Annotated in this window: 23 protein-coding genes and 3 riboswitches; of the genes, 12 read left to right on the top strand and 11 right to left on the bottom strand. The window is 67.0% G+C overall.

Features of this window, described 5'->3' with window-relative positions; all coding sequences use genetic code 11:
• Positions 1–86: 86 nt before the first annotated feature.
• Positions 87–292, bottom strand: a riboswitch (cobalamin riboswitch).
• 59 nt (positions 293–351) lie between these two features.
• The 5 genes from cbiE to FM069_RS01200 all read left to right on the top strand — a co-directional run bounded on the left by cbiE (position 352) and on the right by FM069_RS01200 (position 4,738).
• A complete protein-coding gene (cbiE, locus tag FM069_RS01220) occupies positions 352–1,569 on the top strand; it encodes a precorrin-6y C5,15-methyltransferase (decarboxylating) subunit CbiE (protein WP_143486342.1) in 1,218 nt (405 codons plus the stop codon).
• A gap of 9 nt (positions 1,570–1,578) precedes the next feature.
• Complete coding sequence (locus tag FM069_RS01215) at positions 1,579–2,670, top strand: cobalt-precorrin-5B (C(1))-methyltransferase (protein WP_143486646.1); 1,092 nt, start codon at positions 1,579–1,581, stop codon at positions 2,668–2,670.
• The gene (locus FM069_RS01210) at positions 2,670–3,386 is read left to right on the top strand and encodes a cobalt-precorrin-6A reductase (RefSeq protein WP_143486340.1); all 717 of its coding nucleotides are present in this window, start codon (positions 2,670–2,672) and stop codon (positions 3,384–3,386) included. Before FM069_RS01215 ends, FM069_RS01210 begins: the two co-directional genes overlap by 1 nt.
• Before the next feature lie 67 nt (positions 3,387–3,453).
• On the top strand, positions 3,454–4,266 hold the full coding sequence (locus FM069_RS01205) for a LysM peptidoglycan-binding domain-containing protein (protein WP_143486339.1): 813 nt from the start codon (positions 3,454–3,456) through the stop codon (positions 4,264–4,266).
• A gap of 4 nt (positions 4,267–4,270) precedes the next feature.
• Positions 4,271–4,738, top strand: a complete 468-nt coding sequence (locus tag FM069_RS01200; protein WP_143486337.1) for a hypothetical protein — start codon at positions 4,271–4,273, stop codon at positions 4,736–4,738.
• Positions 4,739–4,789: 51 nt separating this feature from the next.
• On the opposite strand, the gene FM069_RS01195 is transcribed toward FM069_RS01200, so the two are convergent.
• From FM069_RS01195 to FM069_RS01185, 3 genes are all read right to left on the bottom strand, one after another.
• Positions 4,790–5,491 carry a hypothetical protein gene (locus tag FM069_RS01195; RefSeq protein ID WP_143486335.1) on the bottom strand — a complete coding sequence of 234 codons (702 nt, stop codon included), beginning with the start codon at positions 5,489–5,491 and terminating at the stop codon, positions 4,790–4,792.
• A 385-nt stretch (positions 5,492–5,876) separates the two neighbouring features.
• A complete protein-coding gene (locus FM069_RS01190; RefSeq protein WP_407681547.1) occupies positions 5,877–6,536 on the bottom strand; it encodes a vWA domain-containing protein in 660 nt (219 codons plus the stop codon).
• Positions 6,533–7,546, bottom strand: a complete 1,014-nt coding sequence (locus tag FM069_RS01185) for an ATP-binding protein (protein ID WP_143486331.1) — start codon at positions 7,544–7,546, stop codon at positions 6,533–6,535. Before FM069_RS01185 ends, FM069_RS01190 begins: the two co-directional genes overlap by 4 nt.
• A gap of 518 nt (positions 7,547–8,064) precedes the next feature.
• Between FM069_RS01185 and FM069_RS01180 the strand changes: the two genes are divergently transcribed.
• Positions 8,065–9,159 (top strand): 3-deoxy-7-phosphoheptulonate synthase, encoded by a 1,095-nt coding sequence (locus tag FM069_RS01180; RefSeq protein ID WP_143486328.1) that lies wholly within the window; start codon positions 8,065–8,067, stop codon positions 9,157–9,159.
• Position 9,160: 1 nt separating this feature from the next.
• Here the strand turns inward: FM069_RS01180 and cobN are convergent, their stop codons facing one another.
• Together cobN and cobW are read right to left on the bottom strand one after the other, a co-directional pair.
• Positions 9,161–12,898, bottom strand: coding sequence for a cobaltochelatase subunit CobN (gene cobN / locus FM069_RS01175; RefSeq protein WP_143486325.1), 3,738 nt, complete (start codon positions 12,896–12,898; stop codon positions 9,161–9,163).
• A gap of 45 nt (positions 12,899–12,943) precedes the next feature.
• On the bottom strand, positions 12,944–13,993 hold the full coding sequence (gene cobW, locus FM069_RS01170) for a cobalamin biosynthesis protein CobW (RefSeq protein WP_143486322.1): 1,050 nt from the start codon (positions 13,991–13,993) through the stop codon (positions 12,944–12,946).
• A gap of 135 nt (positions 13,994–14,128) precedes the next feature.
• Positions 14,129–14,256, bottom strand: a riboswitch (cobalamin riboswitch).
• 128 nt (positions 14,257–14,384) lie between these two features.
• A riboswitch (cobalamin riboswitch) is annotated at positions 14,385–14,607 on the top strand.
• Between the two features lie 111 nt (positions 14,608–14,718).
• Between cobW and FM069_RS01165 the strand changes: the two genes are divergently transcribed.
• Genes FM069_RS01165 through cobM form a run of 4 tightly spaced genes read left to right on the top strand, consistent with a single transcriptional unit; the run spans position 14,719 to position 16,788 of the window.
• Complete coding sequence (locus tag FM069_RS01165; RefSeq protein WP_143486319.1) at positions 14,719–14,904, top strand: CbtB domain-containing protein; 186 nt, start codon at positions 14,719–14,721, stop codon at positions 14,902–14,904.
• A gap of 11 nt (positions 14,905–14,915) precedes the next feature.
• On the top strand, positions 14,916–15,614 hold the full coding sequence (locus FM069_RS01160) for a CbtA family protein (protein ID WP_143486316.1): 699 nt from the start codon (positions 14,916–14,918) through the stop codon (positions 15,612–15,614).
• The gene (locus tag FM069_RS01155; protein ID WP_143486313.1) at positions 15,611–16,027 is read left to right on the top strand and encodes a cobalamin biosynthesis protein; all 417 of its coding nucleotides are present in this window, start codon (positions 15,611–15,613) and stop codon (positions 16,025–16,027) included. The genes FM069_RS01160 and FM069_RS01155 overlap by 4 nt, the downstream gene beginning before the upstream one ends.
• Positions 16,024–16,788 carry a precorrin-4 C(11)-methyltransferase gene (gene cobM / locus FM069_RS01150; RefSeq protein ID WP_143486310.1) on the top strand — a complete coding sequence of 255 codons (765 nt, stop codon included), beginning with the start codon at positions 16,024–16,026 and terminating at the stop codon, positions 16,786–16,788. Before FM069_RS01155 ends, cobM begins: the two co-directional genes overlap by 4 nt.
• Here cobM and FM069_RS01145 read toward each other — a convergent pair.
• From FM069_RS01145 to FM069_RS01120, 6 genes are all read right to left on the bottom strand, one after another.
• On the bottom strand, positions 16,758–17,099 hold the full coding sequence (locus FM069_RS01145) for a hypothetical protein (RefSeq protein WP_143486307.1): 342 nt from the start codon (positions 17,097–17,099) through the stop codon (positions 16,758–16,760). The two genes, cobM and FM069_RS01145, sit on opposite strands and share 31 nt — an antisense overlap.
• A 40-nt stretch (positions 17,100–17,139) precedes the next feature.
• A complete protein-coding gene (locus tag FM069_RS01140) occupies positions 17,140–17,463 on the bottom strand; it encodes a hypothetical protein (protein WP_143486305.1) in 324 nt (107 codons plus the stop codon).
• Positions 17,464–17,605: 142 nt separating this feature from the next.
• Positions 17,606–17,986, bottom strand: a complete 381-nt coding sequence (locus tag FM069_RS01135) for a hypothetical protein (protein ID WP_143486302.1) — start codon at positions 17,984–17,986, stop codon at positions 17,606–17,608.
• A complete protein-coding gene (locus FM069_RS01130; protein ID WP_407681546.1) occupies positions 17,977–18,378 on the bottom strand; it encodes a peptidoglycan recognition protein family protein in 402 nt (133 codons plus the stop codon). Before FM069_RS01130 ends, FM069_RS01135 begins: the two co-directional genes overlap by 10 nt.
• Positions 18,379–18,663: 285 nt before the next feature.
• Positions 18,664–20,517 (bottom strand): glycoside hydrolase family 15 protein, encoded by a 1,854-nt coding sequence (locus FM069_RS01125; protein WP_143486299.1) that lies wholly within the window; start codon positions 20,515–20,517, stop codon positions 18,664–18,666.
• The gene (locus FM069_RS01120; RefSeq protein WP_143486297.1) at positions 20,510–21,310 is read right to left on the bottom strand and encodes an SDR family oxidoreductase; all 801 of its coding nucleotides are present in this window, start codon (positions 21,308–21,310) and stop codon (positions 20,510–20,512) included. Before FM069_RS01120 ends, FM069_RS01125 begins: the two co-directional genes overlap by 8 nt.
• Positions 21,311–21,478: 168 nt before the next feature.
• On the opposite strand from FM069_RS01120, the gene FM069_RS01115 reads away from it, so the two are divergent.
• On the top strand, positions 21,479–22,570 hold the full coding sequence (locus tag FM069_RS01115; RefSeq protein WP_233281953.1) for a lactonase family protein: 1,092 nt from the start codon (positions 21,479–21,481) through the stop codon (positions 22,568–22,570).
• Positions 22,567–23,193 (top strand): NAD(P)-dependent oxidoreductase, encoded by a 627-nt coding sequence (locus FM069_RS01110; RefSeq protein WP_143486295.1) that lies wholly within the window; start codon positions 22,567–22,569, stop codon positions 23,191–23,193. The genes FM069_RS01115 and FM069_RS01110 overlap by 4 nt, the downstream gene beginning before the upstream one ends.
• The last annotated feature ends 1 nt before the right edge of the window (position 23,194 follow it).

The raw sequence follows: 23,194 nt of genomic DNA, 5'->3' as shown, positions 1-23,194 counted from the left end.
TCGGTCCGTTTGGCGATCGCACCACCGGACCTGACGGCCGCCCACGAGGCGGTCCGCCAGCATCGGTGCACCCCGCCCGATGTTGGCACGCGACCCATCCGTCGGCAGGTCTCCTGGCTGGCAGGTCGACGCCCGGCGCGGCCTTCCCGGCGGACGCCAGTGGCACGGTGCGCAGGACTCGCTGCATACAGTTGCGGGGACAGCCACGGCTGGTTCCGTGTTCCCTCGGGCCTTCGCGACGCGGCGCGTGCGATTCCCGGCCCCGAAGGGCACCGACGACGCGGTATTATGCCCGCTTTGGGCCTGGCCGCGACAGCGAGCGTCGGCGGCTGGCGGAACGAGGAGTGGCGGATGGCGGCCTGGCTGACGGTGGTGGGAATCGGCGAAGACGGCTATGGGGGCCTGGGCAAGGCGGCGCGCCGCGCCCTGCGCGATGCCCGGCTGATCGTCGGCGGCACGCGCCACCTGGCCCTGCTACCCCGCTGCATCGACGCCGAGCGCCAGCCCTGGCCCACCCCATTCTCCCTCGAGCCGGTCCTGGCCCGTCGAGGCCAGCCGGTCTGCGTGCTGGCCAGCGGCGACCCGATGCTGTACGGCGTCGGCGCCAGCCTCGCCCAGCGCCTGGAGGCGTCGGAACTGCACATCCTGCCGGCGCCCTCCTCACCCTCCTTGGCCGCCGCGCGCCTGGGCTGGGCACTGCAGGACTGCCGGGTGCTGTCCCTGGTGGGCCGCCCTCTGGTGGCGCTGCAGCCCCACATCCAGCCCGGCGCCCGGCTGCTGATCCTCAGCCAGGACGGGCAAAGCCCGGCGGCAGTGGCAGCCCTGCTGACGGCGCGTGGCTTCGGCCCCAGCCGATTGCAGGTGCTGGAGCACCTGGGGGGCGACGACGAACGACGCCTGGATGGACAGGCGGCCGCGTGGTCGATTTCCACCGTGGCTGCCCTCAACCTGATCGCCGTGGAATGCCGGGCAACGGAAGATGCCCAGTGTCTGCCCCTGACACCCGGCCTGCCGGACCACGCCTATCGCCACGATGGCCAGCTCACCAAGCGCGACGTCCGCGCCGTCACCCTCGCGCGCCTGGCGCCGTCTCCGGGCGAGCTGCTGTGGGACGTCGGTGCCGGCTGTGGCTCCATCGGCATCGAATGGATGCGCAGCCACCCGGCCTGCCGTGCACTGGCGGTCGAGGCCGACCCCGGGCGCCAGGCGCTCATCGAACACAACCGCGACGCCCTGGGCGTGCCGGGTCTGGCATTGGTAGCCGGCCACGCCCCCGACGCGCTGACCGGGCTGGCGACGCCGGACGCCATCTTCATCGGTGGCGGCGTGACCGTGCCCGGCGTGCTGGAGCAGTGCTGGGAGCGGCTCAAGCCGGGTGGGCGCCTGGTGGCCAATGCCGTGACCCTGCAAAGCGAGGCGCGCCTGGTGGACTGGCGCGCCCGGCACGGCGGCGACCTGGTGCGCCTGGCGGTAGCCCATGCCCAGCCGCTGGGGGGCTTCGACACCTGGCGCCAGGCGCTGCCGGTGACCCTGCTGGAGGCCCGCAAGCCGCTTGGGGCGGACGCCTGATCCATGTCGATGCGCGACGAGACACCCGAACAGCCGGTTCCGCTGCGCAGCGGCTACACCACCGGGAGTTGCGCCACCGCCACCAGCCTCGCGGCCGCCCGCCTGCTGCTGGAAGGTCACGTCAGCGATGCGGCGGAGATCGTCCTGCCCAAGGGCCAGCACGTGCTGATGCGCCTGGTCCACTGTCGCCCCTGGGAGGACGGCGCGGAAGCCGCCACGCTCAAGGATGCCGGCGACGATCCCGACGTGACCCACGGGGCCCTGGTTTTCGCCCGGGTGCGCCTGCTGCCCGAGCCGGGCGTGCGCTTCCGTGCCGGTCCGGGCGTGGGCACCGTGACCCGCCCGGGCCTGACCCTGCCGGTGGGCGAACCGGCGATCAACCCGGTGCCACGGCAGATGATCGCCGTGCATCTGCACGAACTCGCCCTGCGCCTGGGCTACCCGGGCGGCTTCGAAGTGATCGTCGGCGTCGAGGGCGGTGAGGAGTTGGCGCTGAAGACCATGAACCCGCGCCTGGGCATCCTCGGCGGGCTGTCCATCCTCGGCACCACTGGCATCGTCCGACCGTTCTCCTGTTCGGCCTACATCGCCTCGATCCACCAGGGCATCGACGTGGCGCGGGCCAACGGCGTCGGCCATCTCGCCGCCTGCACCGGCAACGCCAGCGAAGACGCCATGCGCCAGCGCTACCGATTGCCGGACCTGGCGCTGATCGAAATGGGCGACTTCGCCGGTGCGGTGCTCAAGCACCTGCGCAAGGCGCCGGTGAACACCCTCAGCCTGTGTGGCGGGTTCGGCAAGATCAGCAAGCTCGCGGGCGGCCACCTGGATCTGCACAGCCGCCATTCCAGTATCGACCTGGGGCAACTGGCCCACTGGGCCGGCTCCCTGGGAGCCGATCCCTCGCTTCAGGCGCGCATGTGCGCGGCCAACACCAGCCAGCAGGCCCTCGCCGAGGCCCGGGCCGCTGGGCTCGCCCTCGGCGATGCCGTCTGTGGCCACGCCCTGCGCTTCGCCCGGGCCATCGTCCCGCCGCAGGTGCGGCTGGAAGTGTTCGCCATCGACCGCCAGGGGCTGATCGTCGGGGAGGCGCTCGAGTGATGCGACGCTTTCTGCTGCTGGGCGGTACCGGCGATGCCCTACGGATCGCTCGCCGCCTCGGGCCCGGCCACGTCTATAGCCTGGCCGGCCTCGGGCGGATTCCCGAGGACCTGGCTTGCGACGTGCGGGTCGGTGGTTTCGGCGGTGCCGAGGGCCTGGTCGGTTTCATTCGCCGGGCCGGCATTGACCTGCTGCTGGACGTCACCCACCCCTACGCCGCCCGCATCAGCGCCAATGCAGCCCAGGCCTCGGCGCTCACCGGGATACCACTCTGGGCCTTGCGGCGTCCGGCGTGGCAGGCCTCGGAGGGCGACGATTGGCGCGAGGTAGCGGACTGGGACGCGCTCATCGCTTCCCTCTCCGGTTTCCGGCGGCCTTTCTTCACCCTGGGCCGTGAGCCCCTCGCCCACCTCGACGCCATTCCCGCCCACCAACACTGGACCGTACGTTGCCTGCAGGGCCAACCCGCCGGTCCCCGCTACCGCGTGATCGGCGACCGCGGCCCGTTCGCCCTGGACGCCGAACGAGCCCTGTTCCGCCAGGGCGGTTTCGACGTGCTGATCACCAAGAACAGCGGCGGCGCCTCCACCGAGCCCAAGCTGCAGGTGGCCCGGGAACTGTGTTGCCCCGTCCTGATGCTGACCCGCCCGGTGTTGCCCGACGCGGACCGCACGTTCGCCACCCCCGACGTCCTGTGGGCAGCCCTCTCCCACTGAGCTGTGCACCCCCTCACAGCTGTGAACAGGAGCTCCCCGCTAGAATCGCCTTTTCAGGGAGAGATCGATGCAGACCATCAGCCATATCCAGACCTATCCACGCCGACCGTCCAAGGCCGTGGAGTACAAGTACTCAATGAATGCAACTGAACTTTCAATGTGGAAAAGGGGTGCAGAAATTTCTCTACGAAATAATCCAGGATGGAGAAAATATGATGGTGTTATTTCTGATATAGCGGCCACCTACAATCGGCACTTTCAAGGCGACGGCGTTTGCAGCCCAGGCTTATTTGTAGTTCCTTTCGTAGACCCCAAGCTCTTAAGAGCAATCGTCTATACCGAAACAGGTCCAGGCGTAAAACAAGAGGCTTGGGAAAAAAGACCCATGCAAATTGGAAACGCAGGGGATTTAGGAATTAATGATGTATTGGCCACGGATAATTTTATAGGCGAAAACGCAAAATTAATCTTGCCAGACGCCTATAAATATCTGACTTTCGAGAACATAAGAAATCAAGCCAAGGAAAACATAATCGCAGGCACCGCCTATCTCCTTATGCGCGCATGCACGTTTGCTACAGTGACTCTAATTGATGATGGAAATCCTTCTGAGATCAGCGTCACAAAAGATCTGTCGAATTTAGAGCGTATAGCAAAAGCTGTTGAAACAACTGTTGAGGTCCTCCTCAAGCTCAACCCAGGCATAAACCCGAACTCATTAAGGCCTGGGCAGAAACTGCTATACATCAAGGCAAAAAAGAAAAGAGTGATTTATTCCATGGAGCGCCTGGATTTTAATTTTACTGCATCCGTCTATAATGTTTCCGGAGACTCCGCCTACAAAGATAAACTTGAATTTTTCTATAATTTCCCGGATTGAAAATATGCTTATCTCCAGGATGATAATTTTTTCTAGTTTGTGGCTGACTGCTTCAGGGCAAGTTAATGGCGAGAATTTACAGGCAGATTTCTTCGAAGGTCGTTATCAGGGGCAAGGTCGTGGTTGCGGCGGAGTGCTCACCATCCGCCATCAATCTATTTCGTGGCACTCCCAAGCACTTAATTGTGAAATAAAAAACTATGAAGTCACTGAGCAAGAACATCGGGGATATAGTCATAGAATTTTCTATTTAGTCCAGAAAAAAAACAAGAGTTGCCGCTTGCACGCCCTTGAACTTATTCATGACGAATATTTTCCCAATTACGTGGGCGGCTGGTATGCCAATGCCTATCTCTCGAAAAACGAGTACGACAGGCGCATAGAGAAGACTTCAAGTTATGGGTGCGTTTTTATAAAAAAACTCAACCCTCGCAACAATCCCGAGCCCACCGACCTTCCGAATTCGAAATGAGTTGGAGCGCTTCAAACAGCAATCGCTGTCTTGGAGCGCTCACCGAGATGTTTAGCAGATGACAGCAGGCAGGGTCTTGCCCGTCTTCAAGCCCAGGCCGAAGTAACAGGCATGCTGACCATTAGCACTTTTCACGCAGACCAGATTTCGCCTTGAGCGCATGCGGTCGGCTGGGTCGTCGAGACAGCTTTCTTCTTGTCGAAGATCGGGTCCGATGGCGTCGAACATGCGTTGCGCGGCTTCCCCCGTCACCTGGAATGCCATGTTCTCATCGTGGTTGCCAGGCGTGTGCATATCGCCCAGTGTTCCACCGTAGGAGCCATACGTACCGCTCAGCTCCTTCTCGTAATGCCATGCACTGTCTGCCGCGAACACGAACAAAGGAGCAAAAACCAGCGCAGATGAAAAGTAGCGAAGCATGGAGACCTCACGGCATGACTGTAACGTGGAAATGATCGTCGTGACCGGCCAGCCTTCTGACTCTTGGTATGTCAGAGTCGTTGAAGAAAATCTGCTTGACCGAGGCGTCACTCCAAAATAACTCGATGAGCTTTCGCGTGGCTTCTTGATCGTACTGCGCCTCCCGGTAAGAAACCGGTCTCTGTTGCCCATCCTTTCGAAGTGGACGTATGTCCATTTCCAAGCCGCTTCGATGTGAGAGGTGCAGAGGAATTTGGCGCCATTGGCTAGGTTCTGTACGAAAAGTGCCTGCGCTCGGTGATGCTGCGTTAAAAACAGGCTCAGACTGCTCATTTACAGCACGTAAACTCCGCTTCTTCGCCTGTTTTTGCCTTGCCTGACCTTCGCTCGACGACTTTTCGTACAGAACCTAGGCTTATATTGCCTGCGCCGAACTTTCTTTCATCTATTTCGGCCCACCGCAACTCGATTTTCAGTAAAACGTTCAGTAGGCGGGGATGAGCAAATTGTCCTGCGCCATGTAATGGAGTTCCATAGGTGTAATATCCAGATTCTTCTGGCGCCTGCGGTAAACGAAAAAGTCCTCTTTCATCCTGACAGGGAATACTTACCCTGATATTTTCCGTTTGAAGAAAACTTAAATAAGGCGCAGTCCGGGGCACATTCAAGCCACCCGCCAATATCTATGACGGTATTTCACCTCACGCTGTGAACAGCGTCATTCCAGTGATCGGTAATCCGCCCTCAGGCGCTCTGCCAGCAGGCGGCCACGCCCGAGGCGGATCGGGCCGCTCTCGGTATCGATCAGCACCGTCGGGCAGGGGGATGGCCCCACGGCGGGCAGTTCCCGCAAGCGGCCATCGGTGAGGATCAGCAGGCGTTGGCGCTCCGCCGGTTTCTGCCGCTCGCGGCGGTCCAGCCACTGGAAGGCCTGGTCCAGCGCATCGTCCAACGGCGTGCCGCCGCCCGCCCCCAGTCCATCCAGCCAATCCCGCAACGAAGCGGAGGCCTTGCGGTCGAGCCAGGCCCAGCGGGCCTCACGGCCTCCGGCCTGCAGGATGGCGAGCTGCACCCGCTGGCGGTATGCCTGTTCGAACAGCGCGCTCAGCAATGCCTTGGCCCGCCCCAGGGCGCCCTGCCGGCGGGTGCTGGCGGATGCGTCGACGATCACCACCCAGCACTCGCCCCCGTCGGCACGGCGAGCCGGCCGGATCAGGTCGGCCCGGCGCCGGGGGCGGCCTCTGGCAAGGGTGGCCACCCAGTCGATGCGCCCCGCGTGAGGGCCTGCGGTGCGTGGGCCCTGTGAGCCGCCTGTGGCAGCACCGGGTCGTGGTCGTGCATCCGCCCCGGTCGCTGCCGGTGCGGGACGGATGCTCAGGTCTTTTTTAGCCAGGTGGGCAGCGCGCGGTTGCCCGCCATGGGCACGGGCTGAGCCGGTAGTTCACCCCACTGCCCCTCGCCTGCCGCCGTGTCCTGGGGCGGCGTATCGGCTGGCCGGGGTGGCGGTGCGGAGGGAGCCGGAGGGCTGGCCTCCGCCGAAGCGCGTCGGCGATGAGCCAGGACGAACGGTTCGACCGCGTCCAGGTCTTCCGGAGCGATCGCGCGGGCGCCTCGCCATGCGGCATGCGCTCGGGCGCCGCGCAGCCAGACCAGATCCGCCCGCAGGCCGTCCACCTCGGCATCGAAGCAGCGCTGGGCGATGCTGGACAGGCTGGCGTCGTCCAGGGGAATGGAGGCCAGCTTCCGACGTGCGGCCAGGCAGCGTTGCACCAGGGCGTCCTGCTCGGCGTGCCAGCGGGCCAGGAAGGCCTGGGGATCGGCGTCGAACGCCAGGCGACGGCGGACGATTTCCGCCCGTGCCGCCGGCTCCGGTGAGCCGGACAGGGTCACCTTGAAACCGAAGCGATCCAGCAGCTGCGGCCGCAGGTCACCCTCCTCCGGGTTCATGGTGCCGATGAGCACGAAGCGTGCGGGATGGCGATGGGACACGCCATCCCGTTCGACCTGGTTCGTACCGCTGGCCGCCACGTCCAGCAACAGGTCCACCAGATGATCCGGCAGCAGGTTCACTTCATCGACGTACAGCACCCCACCGTGGGCTTTCGCCAGCAGGCCCGGGGAAAAGCGCACGCGCCCCTCGCCCAAGGCAGCGTCCAGGTCGAGGGTGCCGACGATGCGCTCTTCGCTGGCCCCCAGGGGCAGGTCGACGAAGGCGCCGCTTTCCAGCAGGTCCGCTACGCCCCGGGCCAGGGTGGACTTGGCCATCCCGCGGGGGCCCTCGATCAGCACGCCGCCGATGGACGGGTCGATGGCCGCAAGGCAAAGCGCCTGCTTCAACGCATCGGCAGCAACCACTGCGGCGAGGGGGAAAGGTGGCGTGGGCGACATGAGCGCTCCTGGGAAGGCGAGACGCCGATGGTAGCGAAGGCCGCCGGGCTCGGCACGTCTTCGATGCACATCGGTGATTGAAAGCCCGGGAACGATGCAGTAAGTTGATCGCCACCACGGAGACCCGTCATGCCGCATCCCTTCCAAACCCTGTGTCCTGCCTGCCCTGGTGCTCCCCGCGCCGCGCAGTGTGCCGCCCGGACTCAGAGTGAGGCAGGTTTCGGCTACCGCTTTTACGGCTATTGGTTTAGCCACGGGCGCGCCTGACTCTTTCCCAGGCGCCCCAGTAAACGGGTCGCCACCAGACGTTTTTCGAAACCCCCGGTCGGCCTCCCGACCGGGGGTTTTCTTTTTCCAGCACCGTCCAGAGGAACTGCACCATGACCGCTTACCGCCCCTACCCCTCGTATGCCTTCGCTGACTGGCGATTTAGCCACGTGACCGCCCTTCGACCGACCTTGAATCGAACACCCAGTTAGTGCCCGGCGCGTGCGCGCGCTGGCCGAGGAACCCTGTCCATGAATGCTTCCGTCGTTTCGCTGCTCCCCGTCTCTCCTGCTCCGACCGCGGCCCCGCCGCGTATCGCCGACGAGCGCCAGGCACTGCCGCTGCCCACCCCGGCCGACTTGCGCCGCCACCTGCCCCTGCCCCCCGCCCTGGCTGCCCGGGTCCATCGTGACCGCGAGGCCATCCGCGCCATTCTCGATGGCCAGGACGACCGCCTGTTGGTGGTGGTCGGTCCCTGCTCCCTGCATGACCCCCAGTCCGCCCTCGACTATGCCGACCGTCTGGCCGAACTGGCAGGCCGAGTATCCGACCGCCTGCTGCTGGTGATGCGTGCCTACGTGGAGAAGCCGCGTACTACCGTGGGCTGGAAAGGCTTGCTGTATGACCCGCACCTGGATGGCAGCGATGACATGGCCGAGGGCCTGGCGTTGTCGCGGCGGCTGATGCTGCAGATGATCGAACGCGGCCTGCCGGTGGCCAGCGAACTGTTGCAGCCCCTGGCCGCCGGCTACCTGGACGACCTGCTGGCCTGGGGCGCCATCGGTGCGCGGACCAGCGAATCCCAGGTGCACCGCGAACTGGTGAGCGGCCTGGACCTGCCGGTGGGTTTCAAGAACGGCACCGATGGCGGCGTCGCCATCGCCTGCGATGCCATGCGCTCGGCGGCCCGTCCCCACCGGCATTTCGGTCTCGACGCCCAGGGTCGTCCGGCGCGTATCGAGACCACCGGCAACCCCCATACCCATCTGGTGCTGCGGGGCGGTCACGCGGGGCCGAATTACGACGCCCGCAGCGTGCGCAGCGCCCGCGAAGACCTGCTGCGCCAGGGCATCCCGGCACGGATCATGGTCGACTGCAGCCATGCCAACAGCGGCAAGGACCCGCTGCGGCAGCCAGCGGTGTTCGCCAGCCTGTTGGAACAACGCCTGGCGGGGGATCGCTCGCTGCGCGGCGCCATGCTGGAAAGCCATCTGCTGGAAGGCTGCCAGCCGCTCTCCGCCCCCTTGCGCTACGGCGTGTCGATCACCGACGGTTGCCTGGGATGGACGGCGACCGAAACGCTGCTGCAAGAGGCGTTCCAGCGCTTGGGTGGACGGCGGCGCTGAGTCAGCACTCCTCGATGTCCAGCAGCAAGTTCTCCAGAAGCGCCTGGTAGTCGCCAGGCGTTTCCCAGAGCCCGCGCTGATGGGCTTCCACCAGGCGCTCGGCGATATCCCGCAAGGCCTCGGGGTTGTGCTGCTGGATGAAGGCACGGGTGTCCTCGTCCAGCAGGTAGGCGTCGGCCAGCAGGCGGTACTGGTGATCGTCCACCAGGCCGCTGGTGGCGTCGAAGGCGAACAGGTAGTCCACCGTGGCCGACAGCTCGAAGGCGCCCTTGTAGCCATGGCGCTTCATGCCGGCGATCCACTTCGGGTTGGCCGCCCGGGCCCGTACCACCCGGCCGAGTTCTTCCTTGAGGGTGCGCATCCGCGGCCGGTCCGGCTGGCTGAGGTCGCCGTGGTAGCTGGCCACCGGGGCGCCGCCCAGGGTTTCCGCCGCGGCCAGCATGCCGCCCTGGAACTGGTAGTAATCGTTGGAATCCAGCAGGTCGTGCTCGTGGTTGTCCTGGTTCTGCAGCACCGCCTGCAGCGCGCCCAGGCGTTGGGCGAAGTGCTCCCGGGCCGGGCTGCCGGCGTCTTCGCTGCCATAGGCGTAGCCGCCCCAGTTCAGGTAAACCTCCGCCAGGTCCGCCCGGGTTTCCCAGGTCCGCGCCTCGATGGCGCCCTGCACGCCTGCCCCGTAGGCGCCCGGCGCTGAGCCGAAGACCCGCCAGCCGGCCTGGCGCCGGGCGTCATCGGCAGAAATGCCCTCGTCATGCAGGCGCGCGCGTTCGGCGCGCACGTGAGCGGCCAGGGGGTTGAAGTCGTCCGGCTCGTCCAGCTCGGCGACCGCCTGCACCGCGGCGTCGAACAGCCGGATGAGGTTGGCGAACGCATCGCGGAAGAACCCCGATACCCTCAGGGTGACGTCCACCCGCGGGTGATCCAGGGCACCTGGCGGCAGGATTTCGAAGTCCTCTACCCGCTGACTGCCCGCCTGCCACACCGGCCGCACGCCCATCAGGGCCATGGCCTGGGCGATGTCATCACCGCCGCTGCGCATGGTGGCGGTGCCCCACACCGACAGGCCGAGGCACCGCAAGGGCTCGCCGTGTTCCTGCAGGTGCCGCTCCAGCAGCAGGCGCGCCGACTGCCAGCCGATGCTCCACGCGGTGGGCGTGGGCAGGTTGCGCACGTCCACCGAATAGAAGTTGCGGCCGGTGGGCAGCACGTCCAGCCGCCCGCGGCTCGGCGCGCCGCTGGGCCCGGCGGGGACGAAGCGACCGTCCAGGGCGTCCAGCAGCCCCTGCATTTCCGCGGGCCCGCAGGCATCCAGGGCGGGCGCGACCCGGGTGCGCACCTGCTCCAGGACAGCCCGGCTGGCCGGCCAGTCGACGCAAGGCGAAGCGATGCCGCGAATCAGTGCCAGGGCCAGGGCCTCCAGTCGCTCCCGGGTATCCCCGGTGCTGCGCCAGGGATCGTCGCTCGCCCGCTGCAGCGCGTCCGGTCGCGGGCCGGCCCAGGGGGCGGCCATGTCCCCGTCCAGGGGGTCGAAGCCCAGGCCGAGGTCGTCCGCCAGGGCCCGCAGCAGGCTGGCGTTGGCGCCACGGCCATCGCCGCGGGGAATGCGCACCAGCGCCAGCAGCGTGTCATCCCGCAGCGTGCCGGTGGGGGATTCGCCGAACACATGAAGCCCGTCGCGGATCTGCGATTCCTTGAGGTCGCAGAGGTAGGCGTCCAGCTGCGGCAACCAGCCCTCGTCGTCGCCGCCCACCTGCAATCCCAGTTCCCGGTCCAGTTGGGTGGTGCGCACGCAGGCCAGGATTTCGCCCCGCAATTGCTCCGCACGGCGCGGGTCCAGCAGGCAGGCGTCGTAGTACTCGTCCGCCAAACGCTCCAGGTCCCGCAGCGGACCGTAGTTCTCCGCCCGGGTCAGCGGCGGCATCAGGTGGTCGATGATCACCGCCTGGGTGCGTCGCTTGGCCTGGGCGCCCTCCCCCGGGTCGTTGACGATGAACGGATAGACATTGGGCAGCGGTCCCAGCACCGCATCCGGCCAGCAGGCCTCGGATAGCCCGACGCCCTTGCCGGGCAGCCATTCCAGGTTGCCGTGCTTGCCCACGTGGATCACCGCGTCCACGGCGAACACGTGACGCAGCCAGAAATAGAACGCCAGGTAGCCATGGGGCGGCACCAGCGCCGGGTCGTGGTACACGGCGCTGGGGTCGACCTGGTAGCCGCGGGCCGGCTGGATGCCGACGAAGGTCAGGCCGACCCGCAACCCGGCCACCATCAGCCGGCCCCGACGGAACATCGGATCGGCCTCCGGCTCGCCCCAGCGCGACAGGATGGCCTGGCGATTGGCCTCGGGCAGTCGGTCGAAATGCGCCCGGTATTCGTCCAGGGCCAGGCTCTGGCGGGCCGGACGCAGGTCCAGGGTGTCCAGGTCGTTGCTGATCCCGCCCAGCAGCGCGTGGATCAGCGCGCTGCCGTCCTCCGGCAGCCCGGCCACCGGGTACCCCCGCTCGGCCAGGGCGCGCAGGATGTTCAGGGCCGCCGCCGGCGTGTCCAGGCCGACGCCATTGCCGATGCGGCCGTCCCGGGTCGGGTAGTTGGCGAGGATCAGGGCGACCCGCTTGTCGGCGTTGGCCAGGCGCGCCAGGCGGCACCAGCGCCGCGCCAGCTCCGCCACGAAGTCCATGCGCGCCGGGTCGGCCCGGTAGCACACCACGTCGCTCTGGCTGCGCTCGCTGCGCCAGGCCAGGTCCTTGAAGCTGATCGGCCGGGTAATGATGCGCCCGTCCAGCTCCGGCAGGGCCACGTGCATCGCCAGGTCGCGCGGTCCCAGGCCGCGGCTGCTGTCTTCCCAGACCTGGCGGTTGTCCAGGGCGCAGATCGCCTGCATCACCGGCACCGGGCGGCGGAACGGCAGGCGGCTGGGCGCTTCCGGGTTGGACTGGGCGAACCCCGTGGTATTGATCACCAGCGCCACGTCCGCCGCGTCGAACAGGGCCTCCACCGCGTCCAGGCAGGCGGCCTCCTTGAGGCTGGCCACGGCGATGGGCAGGGGGTCCAGCCCCTGGGCCTGGAGGCGCGCGATGAAGGCGTCGATGAAGGCCGTGTTGGCCGCCTGCAGGTGGGTGCGATAGAACAGCAGCGCCACCACCGGGCGCGGCGGCGTCCAGTCGGCGCGCCAGTCGTCCAGGCCCGGCGCCGGCAGGTGCGGGTGATACAGCGCTACCCGCGGCAGCGCCTGGGGCTCTACCCAGGCCTCCGCGCGGCCGAACCAGCGCTGGCCGACGAACCGATAGAACTGCCGGGCATTGGCCAGCCCGCCCTGGCGCAGGTACTGCCAAGCCCGCTCGGCGTCCGCCGCGTCCACGTTGCCCAGGGCACTCAGCTCCGGATCGGGGCGGTCGTCCCCTGGCACCATCACCAGGGTGGTGCCGTCCCAACCCAGGGCCTGCAGCCGCTCCACGCCGTAGCGCCAGTAACCGATGCCGCCATGCAGCGACAGCAGGATCACCCGCGCGTGACGCAGCACTTCCTCCACGTAGAGGTCCACGGAGGCGTGGTTGCGCAGCTGCGTGGGGTTCGCCAGGCGCAGGCTCGGGTAGTCGTCCGGCAACTCCCGGGCAGCCTCCGCCAGCAGCGACAGGTGCGAGTCGCCGCTGCACAGCACCACCAGCTCCGCCGGGGTCTGGGCCAGGTGGGCGATACCGTCGTCCGGCACGAAACCGCCGGGCTGGGTGCGCAGCAGGTGCATTGGATCAGCAACGCCGGAGTGGTCGGGGCAGGCGGTGCACGGCCATCAGAGCGCCGCGCGCAATTCGGCGACGATGGCCGCCTGGTCCAGGGCCTGGCCGATGAGCACCAGCCGGGTGAGTCGGGCCTCGTCGGCGCGCCAGGGACGGTCGAAATGCCGGTCGAAGCGCTCCCCGACGCCCTGCACCAGCAGGCGCATGGGCTTGCCGGGCACGGCGACGAAGCCCTTGGCGCGCAGGATGCCGTGGCGCCGCACCAGGGTGGCGAGGGTCTCCAGCAGGCATTTCTCGTCCACTTCCGGCAGGTCGACGGAGAAGGAGTCGAAGGCGTCGTGGTCGTGTTCTTCGCCCGGTGCGTGATCGTGATGGCCGGGCCGCCCGTCGATATGGGCTTCCGCCTCGGCGTTCAGCCCCAGCAGCACGTCCAGCGGCAGCTGACCCTGGCGCGCCTCGATCACCTTCACCGCGGCGGGCAGCTCTTCGGACACCTCGGCGCGCACCCGCTCCAGGGCGGTGGCGTCCAGCAGGTCGGTCTTGTTGAGCACCACCAGGTCGGCGCTGGCCAGCTGGTCTTCGAACAGTTCGTGGAGGGGCGACTCGTGGTCCAGGTTGGGGTCCTGGCGGCGCTGGGCGTCCACCTGCTCCGGGTGGGCGGCGAAGGTGCCGGCCGCCACCGCCGGGCTGTCCACCACGGTGATCACCGCGTCGACGGTACAGGCGTTGCGGATTTCCGGCCATTGGAAGGCCTGGACCAGGGGCTTCGGCAGGGCCAGCCCGGAGGTCTCGATGAGGATGTGGTCGAGCGTATCCCGGCGCGCCACCAGCTCGCGCATCACCGGGAAGAATTCTTCCTGCACCGTACAGCACAGGCAGCCGTTGGCCAGTTCGAAGACGCGCCCCACCGCCTCTTCCTCGCTGCAACCGATGGTGCACTGCTTGAGGATCTCGCCGTCGATGCCCAGCTCGCCAAACTCATTGACGATCACCGCGATGCGCCGCCCCTGGGCCTGGTCGAGCAGGTGCCGCAGCAGGGTGGTTTTCCCGGCGCCAAGGAAGCCGGTGACGATGGTGACGGGTAGTTTGCCCAGGGTCTTCATGTGCTGCGCAGTCCTGTTCTGAACGAAGCGGAACGGCGGGCAGGGGCGACGGACGCGGGCGGGCCCGCGCGGAGACTCGCCACCGGATCACCCCGCCCGGTTGTCTGGAGCGCCGCGAGAGCGGCGGGTCGAGGCAGGTCTCCTGGCTCACGGCGTGCGCATCGCGCGCCTGCCCGCCTTCCCACGGTGAAAACCGCAGTGGCGCCTGGACAGGTCTGGCCGTTCGCAGTTGCGGGGGCAGCCGCGGCACATCCGCGTTCCCTCCGCGGCGCCCACGCATCGCGGACGCCACGGTCCGGCGGCAGGGCCGGACACCTCGAACCGGCAAGGCTACGCAGGGACCGGGGCGGGGTCAATCGGCGAGGTTGACGCTCGCCCGGCATTCATGCTGTCCTACCCGACTGTTCCAGGTGCCCCGCGCGGCCGTGCGCGAGGTGAAACGGGAAGCCGGTGCGCTGGGGGTTTTACCCCTTCAAGTCCGGCGCTGCCCCCGCAACGGTAAGCGAGCGATGGAAACCGATGGCCACTGTGCGATGCACGGGAAGGCGGTTTCCGCCGTCGGCCGATGGCCGATCCTCGCAAGCCCGGAGACCGGCCTGGTCCGTTGTTTGGCTTACCGCGGCGGGCGGACACGAGCTGGAACCGGGGCGCCGCGTGCGGCCCGGCTTTCGTGCGTGCCGGCTGCCTCCCGATGTCCACCTCGCAGCTCCAGAAGGAACGCACCCATGCCTCGCAGCGCCCTCGCCTCCTCCAGCCTCGCCGCCCATTCCCTGTCGCAACGCCTGCCCCTGGCCATCGGCAGCTGCCTGCTGGGTGCCCTGCTGGTCTACTTCGCCGGCTTCTCCCACATCGACGCGGTGCACAACGCCACCCACGACACCCGTCACAGCACTGCCTTCCCCTGCCACTGAGGAGCGTCGCCATGTTCAAGCGCATCGCCCACACCGCAGGGCTCGCCGGCCTGCTGGCCGCCATTCTGCTGACCGTGCTGCAACTGCTCTGGGTCACCCCGCTGATCCTCGAAGCGGAGACCTACGAGAACAGCGAGCCGGCCGCTGTCCACGAGCATGGCGACGGCGCGGCCGCCCACGTGCATGAGGAGGACGCCGAAGCCTGGTCGCCGGAAGACGGCTGGCAGCGCACCCTGTCCACCAGCGGCAGCAACCTGGTGGTGGCCGTGGGCTTCGCCCTGATGCTGGCCGGCCTGTATTCCCTGAAGGCGCCCCTGCGGGTGCGCGAGGGCCTGGCCTGGGGCGCCGCGGGTTTCGTTACCTTCAACCTGGCGCCGGCCGCCGGCCTGCCGCCGGAACTGCCGGGGACCGCTGCCGCCGACCTGCTGCTGCGCCAGTACTGGTGGGTAGGCACCGCCACGGCTACCGCCGTGGGCCTCGCACTGCTGGTATTCGCCCGGCATTGGGCGCTGCGGATCGGGGCGTTGCTGCTGATCGCCGTGCCGCACCTGATCGGCGCCCCGCAGCCGGAGATGCACGAGAGCCTGGCGCCCGAACACCTGGAGCGCCAGTTCGTCTTCGCCTCGCTGACCACCAACGCGCTGTTCTGGCTCGCCTTGGGCGCTGCCAGCGCCTGGCTGTTCAGCCGCCCGGCCCACGGGGCCCGATGACCCGCTACGTTGCGGGCCTCGGCTGCCGGCAAGGTTGCGAGACAGCCGAGCTGGCCGCGCTGCTGGACCGTGTACTGGACGAAGCCGGCGTGCCGCGCAGCGCGCTGATGGGCCTGGCCAGCCTGCAACGCAAGTGCGTCGAACCGGCCCTGGCGGGACTGGCCCGGCAACGGGCCCTGCCCCTGGAAGGATTCGACGAGACCGTCCTGGCCCGCCACACCGGGCGTCTGCACAGCCCTTCGGCGCGGGTGCTAGACGCCACGGGCTGCGCCGGCATCGCCGAGGCCGCCGCGCTCGCCCTGGCCGACCGCTGGGGCGAAGGGCCGGCCGAACTGCGCGTCGGCAAGCGCAGCAGCGGCCACGCCAGCGTTGCTTTGGCGCGGGTCGAGGGCCAGGCGGCCGATTCGCTATGACCGTCTACTTCATCGGCGCCGGGCCGGGCGATCCCGAACTCATCACAGTCAAGGGCCAGCGGCTGGTCCGCAGCTGCCCGGTGATTCTCTACGCCGGCTCCCTCGTGCCGCTGGCGGTACTGGATGGTCATCGCGCGGAACAGGTGATCGATACCTCCACCCTGCACCTGGAGCAGATCGTCGACCACTTGCGTGAGGCCCACGCGCGCGGCTGGGACGTGGCCCGCGTGCATTCCGGCGACCCGTCGCTGTACGGCGCCATCGGCGAGCAGATCGTCGCCCTGCGAAACGCTGGCATTCCCTACGAGATCGTTCCCGGAGTCACCGCCACCTCGGCCTGCGCCGCCGTGCTCGGGGTGGAGCTGACGCTTCCGGATGTGGCCCAGAGCGTGATCCTCACGCGCCATGCCCAGCGCACCGCGATGCCCAACGGTGAACAGCTGGCTGAACTCGCCCGGCACCGGGCCACCCTGTCGATCCACCTGGGCGTAGCCCACCTCGCGTCGATCATCGAGACCCTGCTGCCTCACTACGGCGCCGACTGCCCGATAGCGGTAGTCCATCGCGCCACCTGGCCGGACCAGGGCTGGGTCATGGGCACCCTGGCCGATATCCAGGCCCAGGTCGACGCCAAAGGGTTTCGCCGCACCGCGCTGATCCTGGTAGGCCGGGTCCTGGCCACGGACGCGTTCGGTCGCTCGTCCCTGTACCGCGCCGGCCACGCCCATCTCTATCGTACGGCGTCTTCCGACGACGCCTGAGGCGTCCGCCACGCCTGCAGCCGGTAGCCATTCACGTCCACCTTCCCTCGATCGACCCCCACCACGATCTCCGCGCCATGGGCCGCGAGGTCCTGGTTCAACGTGCCGCCGTACAGCGCCTTCAGAAACGCGGGATAGCGCAGCGCCGGACAGAGCCAGGCATGCAAGGCCGGCAAGGTGAAAGCCCAATGGGCCACGTCGCATTCGAATCCGTGGCTGCGCAAGGCCGAAAGCGTGTCGGCATCGCCGGCCATCACTCGGAGGCAGGTGTCGGTGAGCCGGGGGAGAAAAGAGGGAGAAGAAGACGCCATGCCGGCAGCTTAGCCGGCACGGCTTATCAGGACGAGCGTTTCACTCGCTGCGGGCCGGCGGGATATTGCCCGGGATGCTCTCGCTGGTGGTGCCGCTGCCGGTGGTGCGGGCATCGGTGCCATCGGTCCCTGAGCCGGTCTTTCCGTCCAGGGTGATGCGGTTTTCGTGCTCCATCACCGTGCCATGCTCGGTGTCGTTGCCCATGGGCTCCTGAATGAGGGTGTCATCGGTACGCGGCGTGGTGGGCGAGCCCGCACCCGGACCACTGGGCGCACCGGGCATAGTGCTCTGGGCATGGGCGGCGGCCGAGAAGGCAGTAGCGAGGGCCAGGACAAAGGCTGGGATGATCTGTTTCGAAGGCATGGCGAACTCTCCGAGTGGGTTACTTTCCTTGGAAGAAACCTTAGCTACAAGAGTGCCAGCATGCCGACGAGTGGATAAATGGGCCTGGCGGGACTTCATGGCTTCATCCCCGCCGCACTTCATTCATATCAGGTACAGCGTTTTACTTGGAGGTATCGAACAAGTCATCGCATTCATCGCAGGCGAATAACCACGTTGTTTCGCCACAACGCAAACGTCCAGTAGCACTTGCTTGTATCTGCCAACTACAGGATTGCCCTGCATAAGTGGCTACGCCTTCGATAGCGCAGGAGGCGTATTCGTAGTGGTCGTGCAATGTTCGGCTGTCCACGATTCGCGCCCGCTCGAAAAATGCTTTTGCCTGGGCGTTGCTCAAATCCACATCCTCGGGTTTGCATTGCTGGATATTCGACGAAGTGAAATCCTCGACGTAGACACGTTCGAGTTTTCCGCCCTGGAAGTCCTTAGAGCAGGCGGAGAGTGTCATCAACAAGAGCAAGACATAGGCGTGCTTCATTTCCATTGTGCGGAACTCGCCTCGCCGGGATTCTTGTAGGAAATAGCCGGATGCCTGTACACATCCGCGGACGTGAGGCTGAAGTGGCGATACAACTCATCCACCAGCCATTGCAGGGAACTGTTTTGTTGCGCGGTGACGGACTCGTACGTCACATCGCTTAGGCTCCTGCCAACCAGTTCTATACCTACCGAATCACTGTTCACCGGGTAGCGGTCCGGATAGCGCTTTCCTCGCTCATGGGAATCCAATGCGCGGATTTGTGCAGACCATTTCATGGCTAGGATTCTGGCCATGGCACCGGCATCGCAGTTGTTCTTGTTGATTTCTAGGCACTTAGACTTGAGTAATCTGCCAACGTGGTAACAACGCTTCAAGACACTGGCCGTCTGATAAATCTGGCCATTCTTGTCTATCAGGAAGTGCGCACCATTACCGCCTTGCTTGTAGCCGGATAACGTACTGATGCAGAGTCAGAATCCGTCTGGTGGACCACGATCGCGTGCACTCCACTCAGGTCGCCCTGTTCGATACTGGTGAAGCGCATGGCACTGACCCGCGCATCCATGAGCATTCCGTCCTTATGCAGACTCGACATGAGTCCAACTCCCTCTTGCGTCGAAAGCGGCTGTATATAGCACAGTCGGTTTCGCACAGAGGTTGAATGTGTTCACACCCAGAACTCAGGGCTTCCACAACGTAATCCCGCCATTCAGCGTGCGGTCCAGGTAGGTCGCGGCGCTGATCAGGGCGAGGTGGGTCAGGGCCTGGGGCAGGTTGCCCAGGGGGCGGCCGTCCTTGTCGAACTCTTCCGCGTAGAGCCCCACCGGATTGGCATAGCGCAGCAGTTGTTCGAACTCCAGGTGCGCTTCATCGATACGGCCGGCGCGAGCCAGGCATTCCACGTACCAGAAGGAGCAGGCGGCAAAGGCGCCTTCTTCGCCCGGCAAGGCATCCGAGGGGGTGTCGTGGGTGCGGTAGCGATAGACCATGCCATCGCGTACAAGGGTTTTCTCGATGGCGCCGAGGGTCGAGAGCCAGCGCGGGTCGGTGGCGCTGACGAATCGCACCAGGGGCATCAGCAGCATCGAGCCGTCCAGGGCGCGGCTGCCGATGTGCTGGACGAAGTGGTTGCCCTCCTCGTCCCAGAACCGCGTCCAGATGTCTTCGTGGATCTTGGTCCGCTCGCAGTCCCAGCGGGCGAAGGGTGCCGGCAGCGAGCGCTTGTTGGCCAGGCGGATGGCGCGGTCCAGGGCGACCCAGCACATCAGCCGGGAATGCAGGAAGTGCTGGGCTTCGCCGCGCATTTCCCAGATTCCCACGTCCGGTTCCTGCCAGGTCTCGCACAGGTGATCCACCACCCGCACCACCTGCTGCCAGCCGTCGTGGGAAATGGCCTCGCCGTACTTGTTGGCGAGGTAGACCGCGTCCAGCAGTTCGCCATAGATATCCAGCTGGACCTGGGCATAGGCCTCGTTGCCGATTCGCACCGGCTTCGCGCCGCCGTAGCCGCTCAGGTGGTCCAGGGTTTCCTCCGGCAACTCCTGGCGGCCGTCGATGCCATAGAGGATGCGCAGCTTGCCCGGCACTTCCTGGCAGTCGTGCACCTGCTTGCGCAGCCAACGCATGTAGGCGTTGGCTTCCTCAGTGAAGCCCAGGCGCATGAACGCGTAGACGGTGAAGGAGGCGTCGCGGATCCATGTATAGCGATAGTCCCAGTTCCGTTCGCCACCCCGGGCTTCCGGAAGGCCGAAGGTGGCGGCGGCGAGGATCGCACCGTCCCGGGAGGTCAGCAGTTTCAGCGCCAAGGCGGAACGATTCACCGCCTCCCGCCAACGCCCCTTGTACTGGGACTGGCCCAACCAGCGTCGCCAGAATGCTTCCGTCTCGCGCAGGCAGGCGACCGCGTCGCCGGCGTCCACCCGCACGTCTTCGTCGCCGCCGAGAGTGAACTGGGCGTGTTCGCCGTGACCCAGACGGAACCGCGCCACGGCGCTTCCTCCCTCCACATCCAGGGTGGTAGTGGCGGACAGGCGCAGCGCGGGCTGGCCGGGTGCGCTGAACCGCACGTCGCCGCTTCCGAGGATTTCCGCCTGGGTATCGGCGCGTCCGTAGTCGTGGCGGACCCGGCACTCCAGGCGAATCTCCGCCTCGCCCTGGGCCACTTCGATGCGCCGCACCAGGCGCGGCAGGCCCGGCGCGTCGCAGATGGGCATGAAATCCGTGAGCAGCACCACCGCATCGTCCGCCAGCCAGCGGGTCTGCAGCACATTGGTGTCCGGCACGTAGAGTTGCTGGCGCCGCGCCCCGGGCAGCACCGGCGCCAGGTCGAAGATGCCGGCCTCGGGGGTATCCAGCAACGAGGCGAATACCGTCGGGCTATCGAAGTCCGGCCAGCAGAAGAAATCCACGCAGCCATCGTCCGCCACCAGGGCGGCACTGCGCAGGTCGCCGACGATGCCATGGGCTTCGATGGGGCGCTGGCCGTTGCCCTGCTCTTCGGGATGAGCGTGGTACCGCGTGCAGTTCTCAGCCATTGTCGCGGAACCCCGGGTAGAGGCTCATGCCGCCGTCGACGAACAGGGTCTCGCCCACCACGTAGTCCGAAGCGTCGGAAGCCAGCCAGACCACCGCATTGGCCACGTCCTCCACGTCGCCGATGCGGCCGTAGGGAATCAGGTCCAGCAGGCGCTCGCCTTCTTCGCCCGCGGTGGTATCGGTATTGATGGCGGTGCGGATTGCCCCGGGGGCGACGCCGTTGATGCGGATGCGCTGGCCGGACAGCTCCTGGGCCAGGGTCCGCATCAGCATGTCCACCCCGCCCTTGGAGGCGGCGTAGTTGACGTGGCCGGCCCATGGAATGCGCTCGTGCACCGAGCTCATGTGGATGATCTTGCCCGCAGCCCGGGACACGCCGGAGCGAACGCCCTGGCGCTGGAAGATGCGGATCGCCTCCCGGGCGCAGAGGAACTGGCCGGTGAGGTTGACGTTGAGCACCGCGTTCCAGTCGTCGAGGCTCAGCTCGGCGCTGGGGGCGTCCTTCTGCATGCCGGAGTTGGCCAGCAGGATATCCAGGTGACCGAACGCCTCGAGGATCTGCTGGAACATCCGCTGCACCGCCTGTTCGTCGGAGACGTCGGCGCCGATGGCCAGCGCCTTGCCGCCCGCGGCGACGATCTCCGCGGCCAGACGCTCGGCCGGTTCCGCCTGGGAGTTGTAGTTGATCGCCACCGCCGCCCCGCTGTCCGCCAGGGCGCGGGCGCACCCCTGGCCGATGCCGGAACTGGCGCCGGTCACCAACGCCACCTGGCCGTCCAGTCTGATCTGCATGCTCGCCTCCACCGTCTGGGCCTGAACTAGCAGACTGGTAGCCCCGTCCGGGAGTTCAGACCAGGCCCGCCCTGCGCGATGGCCCTGCCAGGCGCAGGGTCTTTCGAACCGCGCCGTCGGTCTCGCGGTCCATCTGCTACGACGCGCTCGTTGCACAAGGACTGATCCATGACCAACCCGACCTGCCCGGCCGACGTTCGCCACCAGTTGCTGGTGGGCACGTACACCGCGGGCAGCAGTGCCGGCATCCAGGTCTTCGATTTCGACGACCGGGCCGGCCACATCGGCGAACGCCGCCAGGAAGTGCCCTGTAGCAACCCCTCCTGGCTGGTGCTCTCGCCTTCGGCGGACCTGCTGTACGCCGTGCACGAGGACAGCGAGGGCCGGGTCGGCTGCTTCCGCCGGGACGCCAGCGGACGCCTGGAGGCCTGCGAGAGCCAGCCTTCGGAAGGGGACCACCCGACTCACGCGAGCCTGGCGGCGGATGGCCGGCACCTGTTCGTCGCCAACTACGCGGCCGACCGCGAACCGGGTGTCCTGAGCGTCCTGCCCGTAACCGCCGAAGGCGCCCTGTTGCGCGCCCGGCACAAGCAAATCCATGCCCGGGGCAGCGCGATCGACCCGGAGCGCCAGGCTCACGGGCACGTGCACTGCGTGGTCAGCGATCCATCCGGTCGTTACCTGTTCGCCTGCGACCTGGGCGCGGACGAAGTGGTCGTCCACCGCTACCAGCCTGATACCGAACCACCCCTGCAACCGGCTTCGTACTTCGAGGCGCCGCCCGGCAGCGGCCCGCGCCACCTGGTGTTCTCCCAGGACGGTCGCTTCGCCTACCTGACCCTGGAGCTGAGCGGCGAGTTGCTGGCCCTGGCCCATGCCGAGGGCGTCCTGACTCCGCTGCAACGGCTGCGCCTGGCGCCGGACGGGTTCCAGGGCAAGGTGGCCGCCGGCGCCCTTCACCTGTCCGCCGACGGACGCTTCCTCTATGCAGTCGACCGCGGCGAGCACAATCACCTCGTGGTCTACCGAGTCGACCCGGACGCTGGCCGGCTGGACCTGCTGCAGCGCCGCAGTTGCGAAGGCCAGGAGCCACGGGAGTTCGCCCTGTCCCCCTCGGGGCGCTTCCTGCTCGTAGCGAACCAGGGCAGCGACTGCATACGCCTGTTCGAGCGCGATCCCCATGACGGGCGGATCGGTGCGCTGCTGCAAACCGTGAGTGTCGGCGCGCCGTCCGACTTCGTATTCGTGAGCCTGCCATGAAGAACCTGGAAACCCGCCTTCTCAAGTTCGCCCTCTACGGCGCCCAGAGCAGCCTCGGCAGTGCGCTGCTGGCGCAGCTGCTGACCCGCCAGCACGAGGGCATCGCCATCCTCGACGACCTCAACGCCCTGACCGCCCGCCCCGGACTGCGCGCCAAGAAGGGCGACCTGTTCGATGCCCTCAGCGTCAGCGAGAGCGTGGCCGGAGCCGACGGGGTGATCGCGGTGCTGAGCAGCCCGCGCCTGCCCGCCGGCGACCAACAGGACCATACCCGCACGCCGCGCCGCCAGCTGGAGGCCATCGAGTCCCTGGCCTTGGGCTTGCCCCGGGTGAAAGTGGACCGCCTGCTGCTGATCGGCGATTTCGACTGGCTGGAAGCCACCGCGCCGCCCCTGGGTGACCTGGCCACACGGCTCGGCGACGCGCTCAAGGACAGCCCCCTGCGCTGGACCCTAGTCAACGCGCCGCAGGTGCCCGACGGGCTGAGCATCGACGAGCTGGGCACGCCGGGCGCAACCCCCGACGAGGCGACCCGGACGCGGCTGCTGGGCTTCGCCGCCTGCGTGGTGGATGAACTGGTGGAGCCCCACCACCTGGGCCAGCGGATGAACGTACGGGTCTGAC

Source organism: Pseudomonas mangiferae (assembly GCF_007109405.1).
GTDB classification, from domain to species: Bacteria; Pseudomonadota; Gammaproteobacteria; order Pseudomonadales; family Pseudomonadaceae; genus Pseudomonas_T; species Pseudomonas_T mangiferae.
Note: the sequence above shows the minus strand (reverse complement) of the source record. Positions and strands in the feature narration are given on the sequence as shown.

What these genes read in the sequence shown, in the direction of transcription:
- FM069_RS01160 (WP_143486316.1), top strand. Translation starts at nt 14,916, where the DNA reads ATGTTCAAGCGCATCGCCCACACCGCAGGGCTCGCCGGCCTGCTGGCC.
- FM069_RS01140 (WP_143486305.1), bottom strand. Translation starts at nt 17,463, where the DNA reads ATGCCTTCGAAACAGATCATCCCAGCCTTTGTCCTGGCCCTCGCTACT.
- FM069_RS01195 (WP_143486335.1), bottom strand. Translation starts at nt 5,491, where the DNA reads ATGAGCAGTCTGAGCCTGTTTTTAACGCAGCATCACCGAGCGCAGGCA.
- cbiE (WP_143486342.1), top strand. Translation starts at nt 352, where the DNA reads ATGGCGGCCTGGCTGACGGTGGTGGGAATCGGCGAAGACGGCTATGGG.
- FM069_RS01215 (WP_143486646.1), top strand. Translation starts at nt 1,579, where the DNA reads ATGCGCGACGAGACACCCGAACAGCCGGTTCCGCTGCGCAGCGGCTAC.
- FM069_RS01165 (WP_143486319.1), top strand. Translation starts at nt 14,719, where the DNA reads ATGCCTCGCAGCGCCCTCGCCTCCTCCAGCCTCGCCGCCCATTCCCTG.
- FM069_RS01180 (WP_143486328.1), top strand. Translation starts at nt 8,065, where the DNA reads ATGAATGCTTCCGTCGTTTCGCTGCTCCCCGTCTCTCCTGCTCCGACC.
- FM069_RS01110 (WP_143486295.1), top strand. Translation starts at nt 22,567, where the DNA reads ATGAAGAACCTGGAAACCCGCCTTCTCAAGTTCGCCCTCTACGGCGCC.
- FM069_RS01185 (WP_143486331.1), bottom strand. Translation starts at nt 7,546, where the DNA reads ATGTCGCCCACGCCACCTTTCCCCCTCGCCGCAGTGGTTGCTGCCGAT.
- FM069_RS01200 (WP_143486337.1), top strand. Translation starts at nt 4,271, where the DNA reads ATGCTTATCTCCAGGATGATAATTTTTTCTAGTTTGTGGCTGACTGCT.
- FM069_RS01145 (WP_143486307.1), bottom strand. Translation starts at nt 17,099, where the DNA reads ATGGCGTCTTCTTCTCCCTCTTTTCTCCCCCGGCTCACCGACACCTGC.
- cobW (WP_143486322.1), bottom strand. Translation starts at nt 13,993, where the DNA reads ATGAAGACCCTGGGCAAACTACCCGTCACCATCGTCACCGGCTTCCTT.
- cobN (WP_143486325.1), bottom strand. Translation starts at nt 12,898, where the DNA reads ATGCACCTGCTGCGCACCCAGCCCGGCGGTTTCGTGCCGGACGACGGT.
- FM069_RS01155 (WP_143486313.1), top strand. Translation starts at nt 15,611, where the DNA reads ATGACCCGCTACGTTGCGGGCCTCGGCTGCCGGCAAGGTTGCGAGACA.
- FM069_RS01115 (WP_233281953.1), top strand. Translation starts at nt 21,479, where the DNA reads ATGACCAACCCGACCTGCCCGGCCGACGTTCGCCACCAGTTGCTGGTG.
- cobM (WP_143486310.1), top strand. Translation starts at nt 16,024, where the DNA reads ATGACCGTCTACTTCATCGGCGCCGGGCCGGGCGATCCCGAACTCATC.
- FM069_RS01125 (WP_143486299.1), bottom strand. Translation starts at nt 20,517, where the DNA reads ATGGCTGAGAACTGCACGCGGTACCACGCTCATCCCGAAGAGCAGGGC.
- FM069_RS01120 (WP_143486297.1), bottom strand. Translation starts at nt 21,310, where the DNA reads ATGCAGATCAGACTGGACGGCCAGGTGGCGTTGGTGACCGGCGCCAGT.
- FM069_RS01210 (WP_143486340.1), top strand. Translation starts at nt 2,670, where the DNA reads ATGCGACGCTTTCTGCTGCTGGGCGGTACCGGCGATGCCCTACGGATC.
- FM069_RS01205 (WP_143486339.1), top strand. Translation starts at nt 3,454, where the DNA reads ATGCAGACCATCAGCCATATCCAGACCTATCCACGCCGACCGTCCAAG.
- FM069_RS01135 (WP_143486302.1), bottom strand. Translation starts at nt 17,986, where the DNA reads ATGGAAATGAAGCACGCCTATGTCTTGCTCTTGTTGATGACACTCTCC.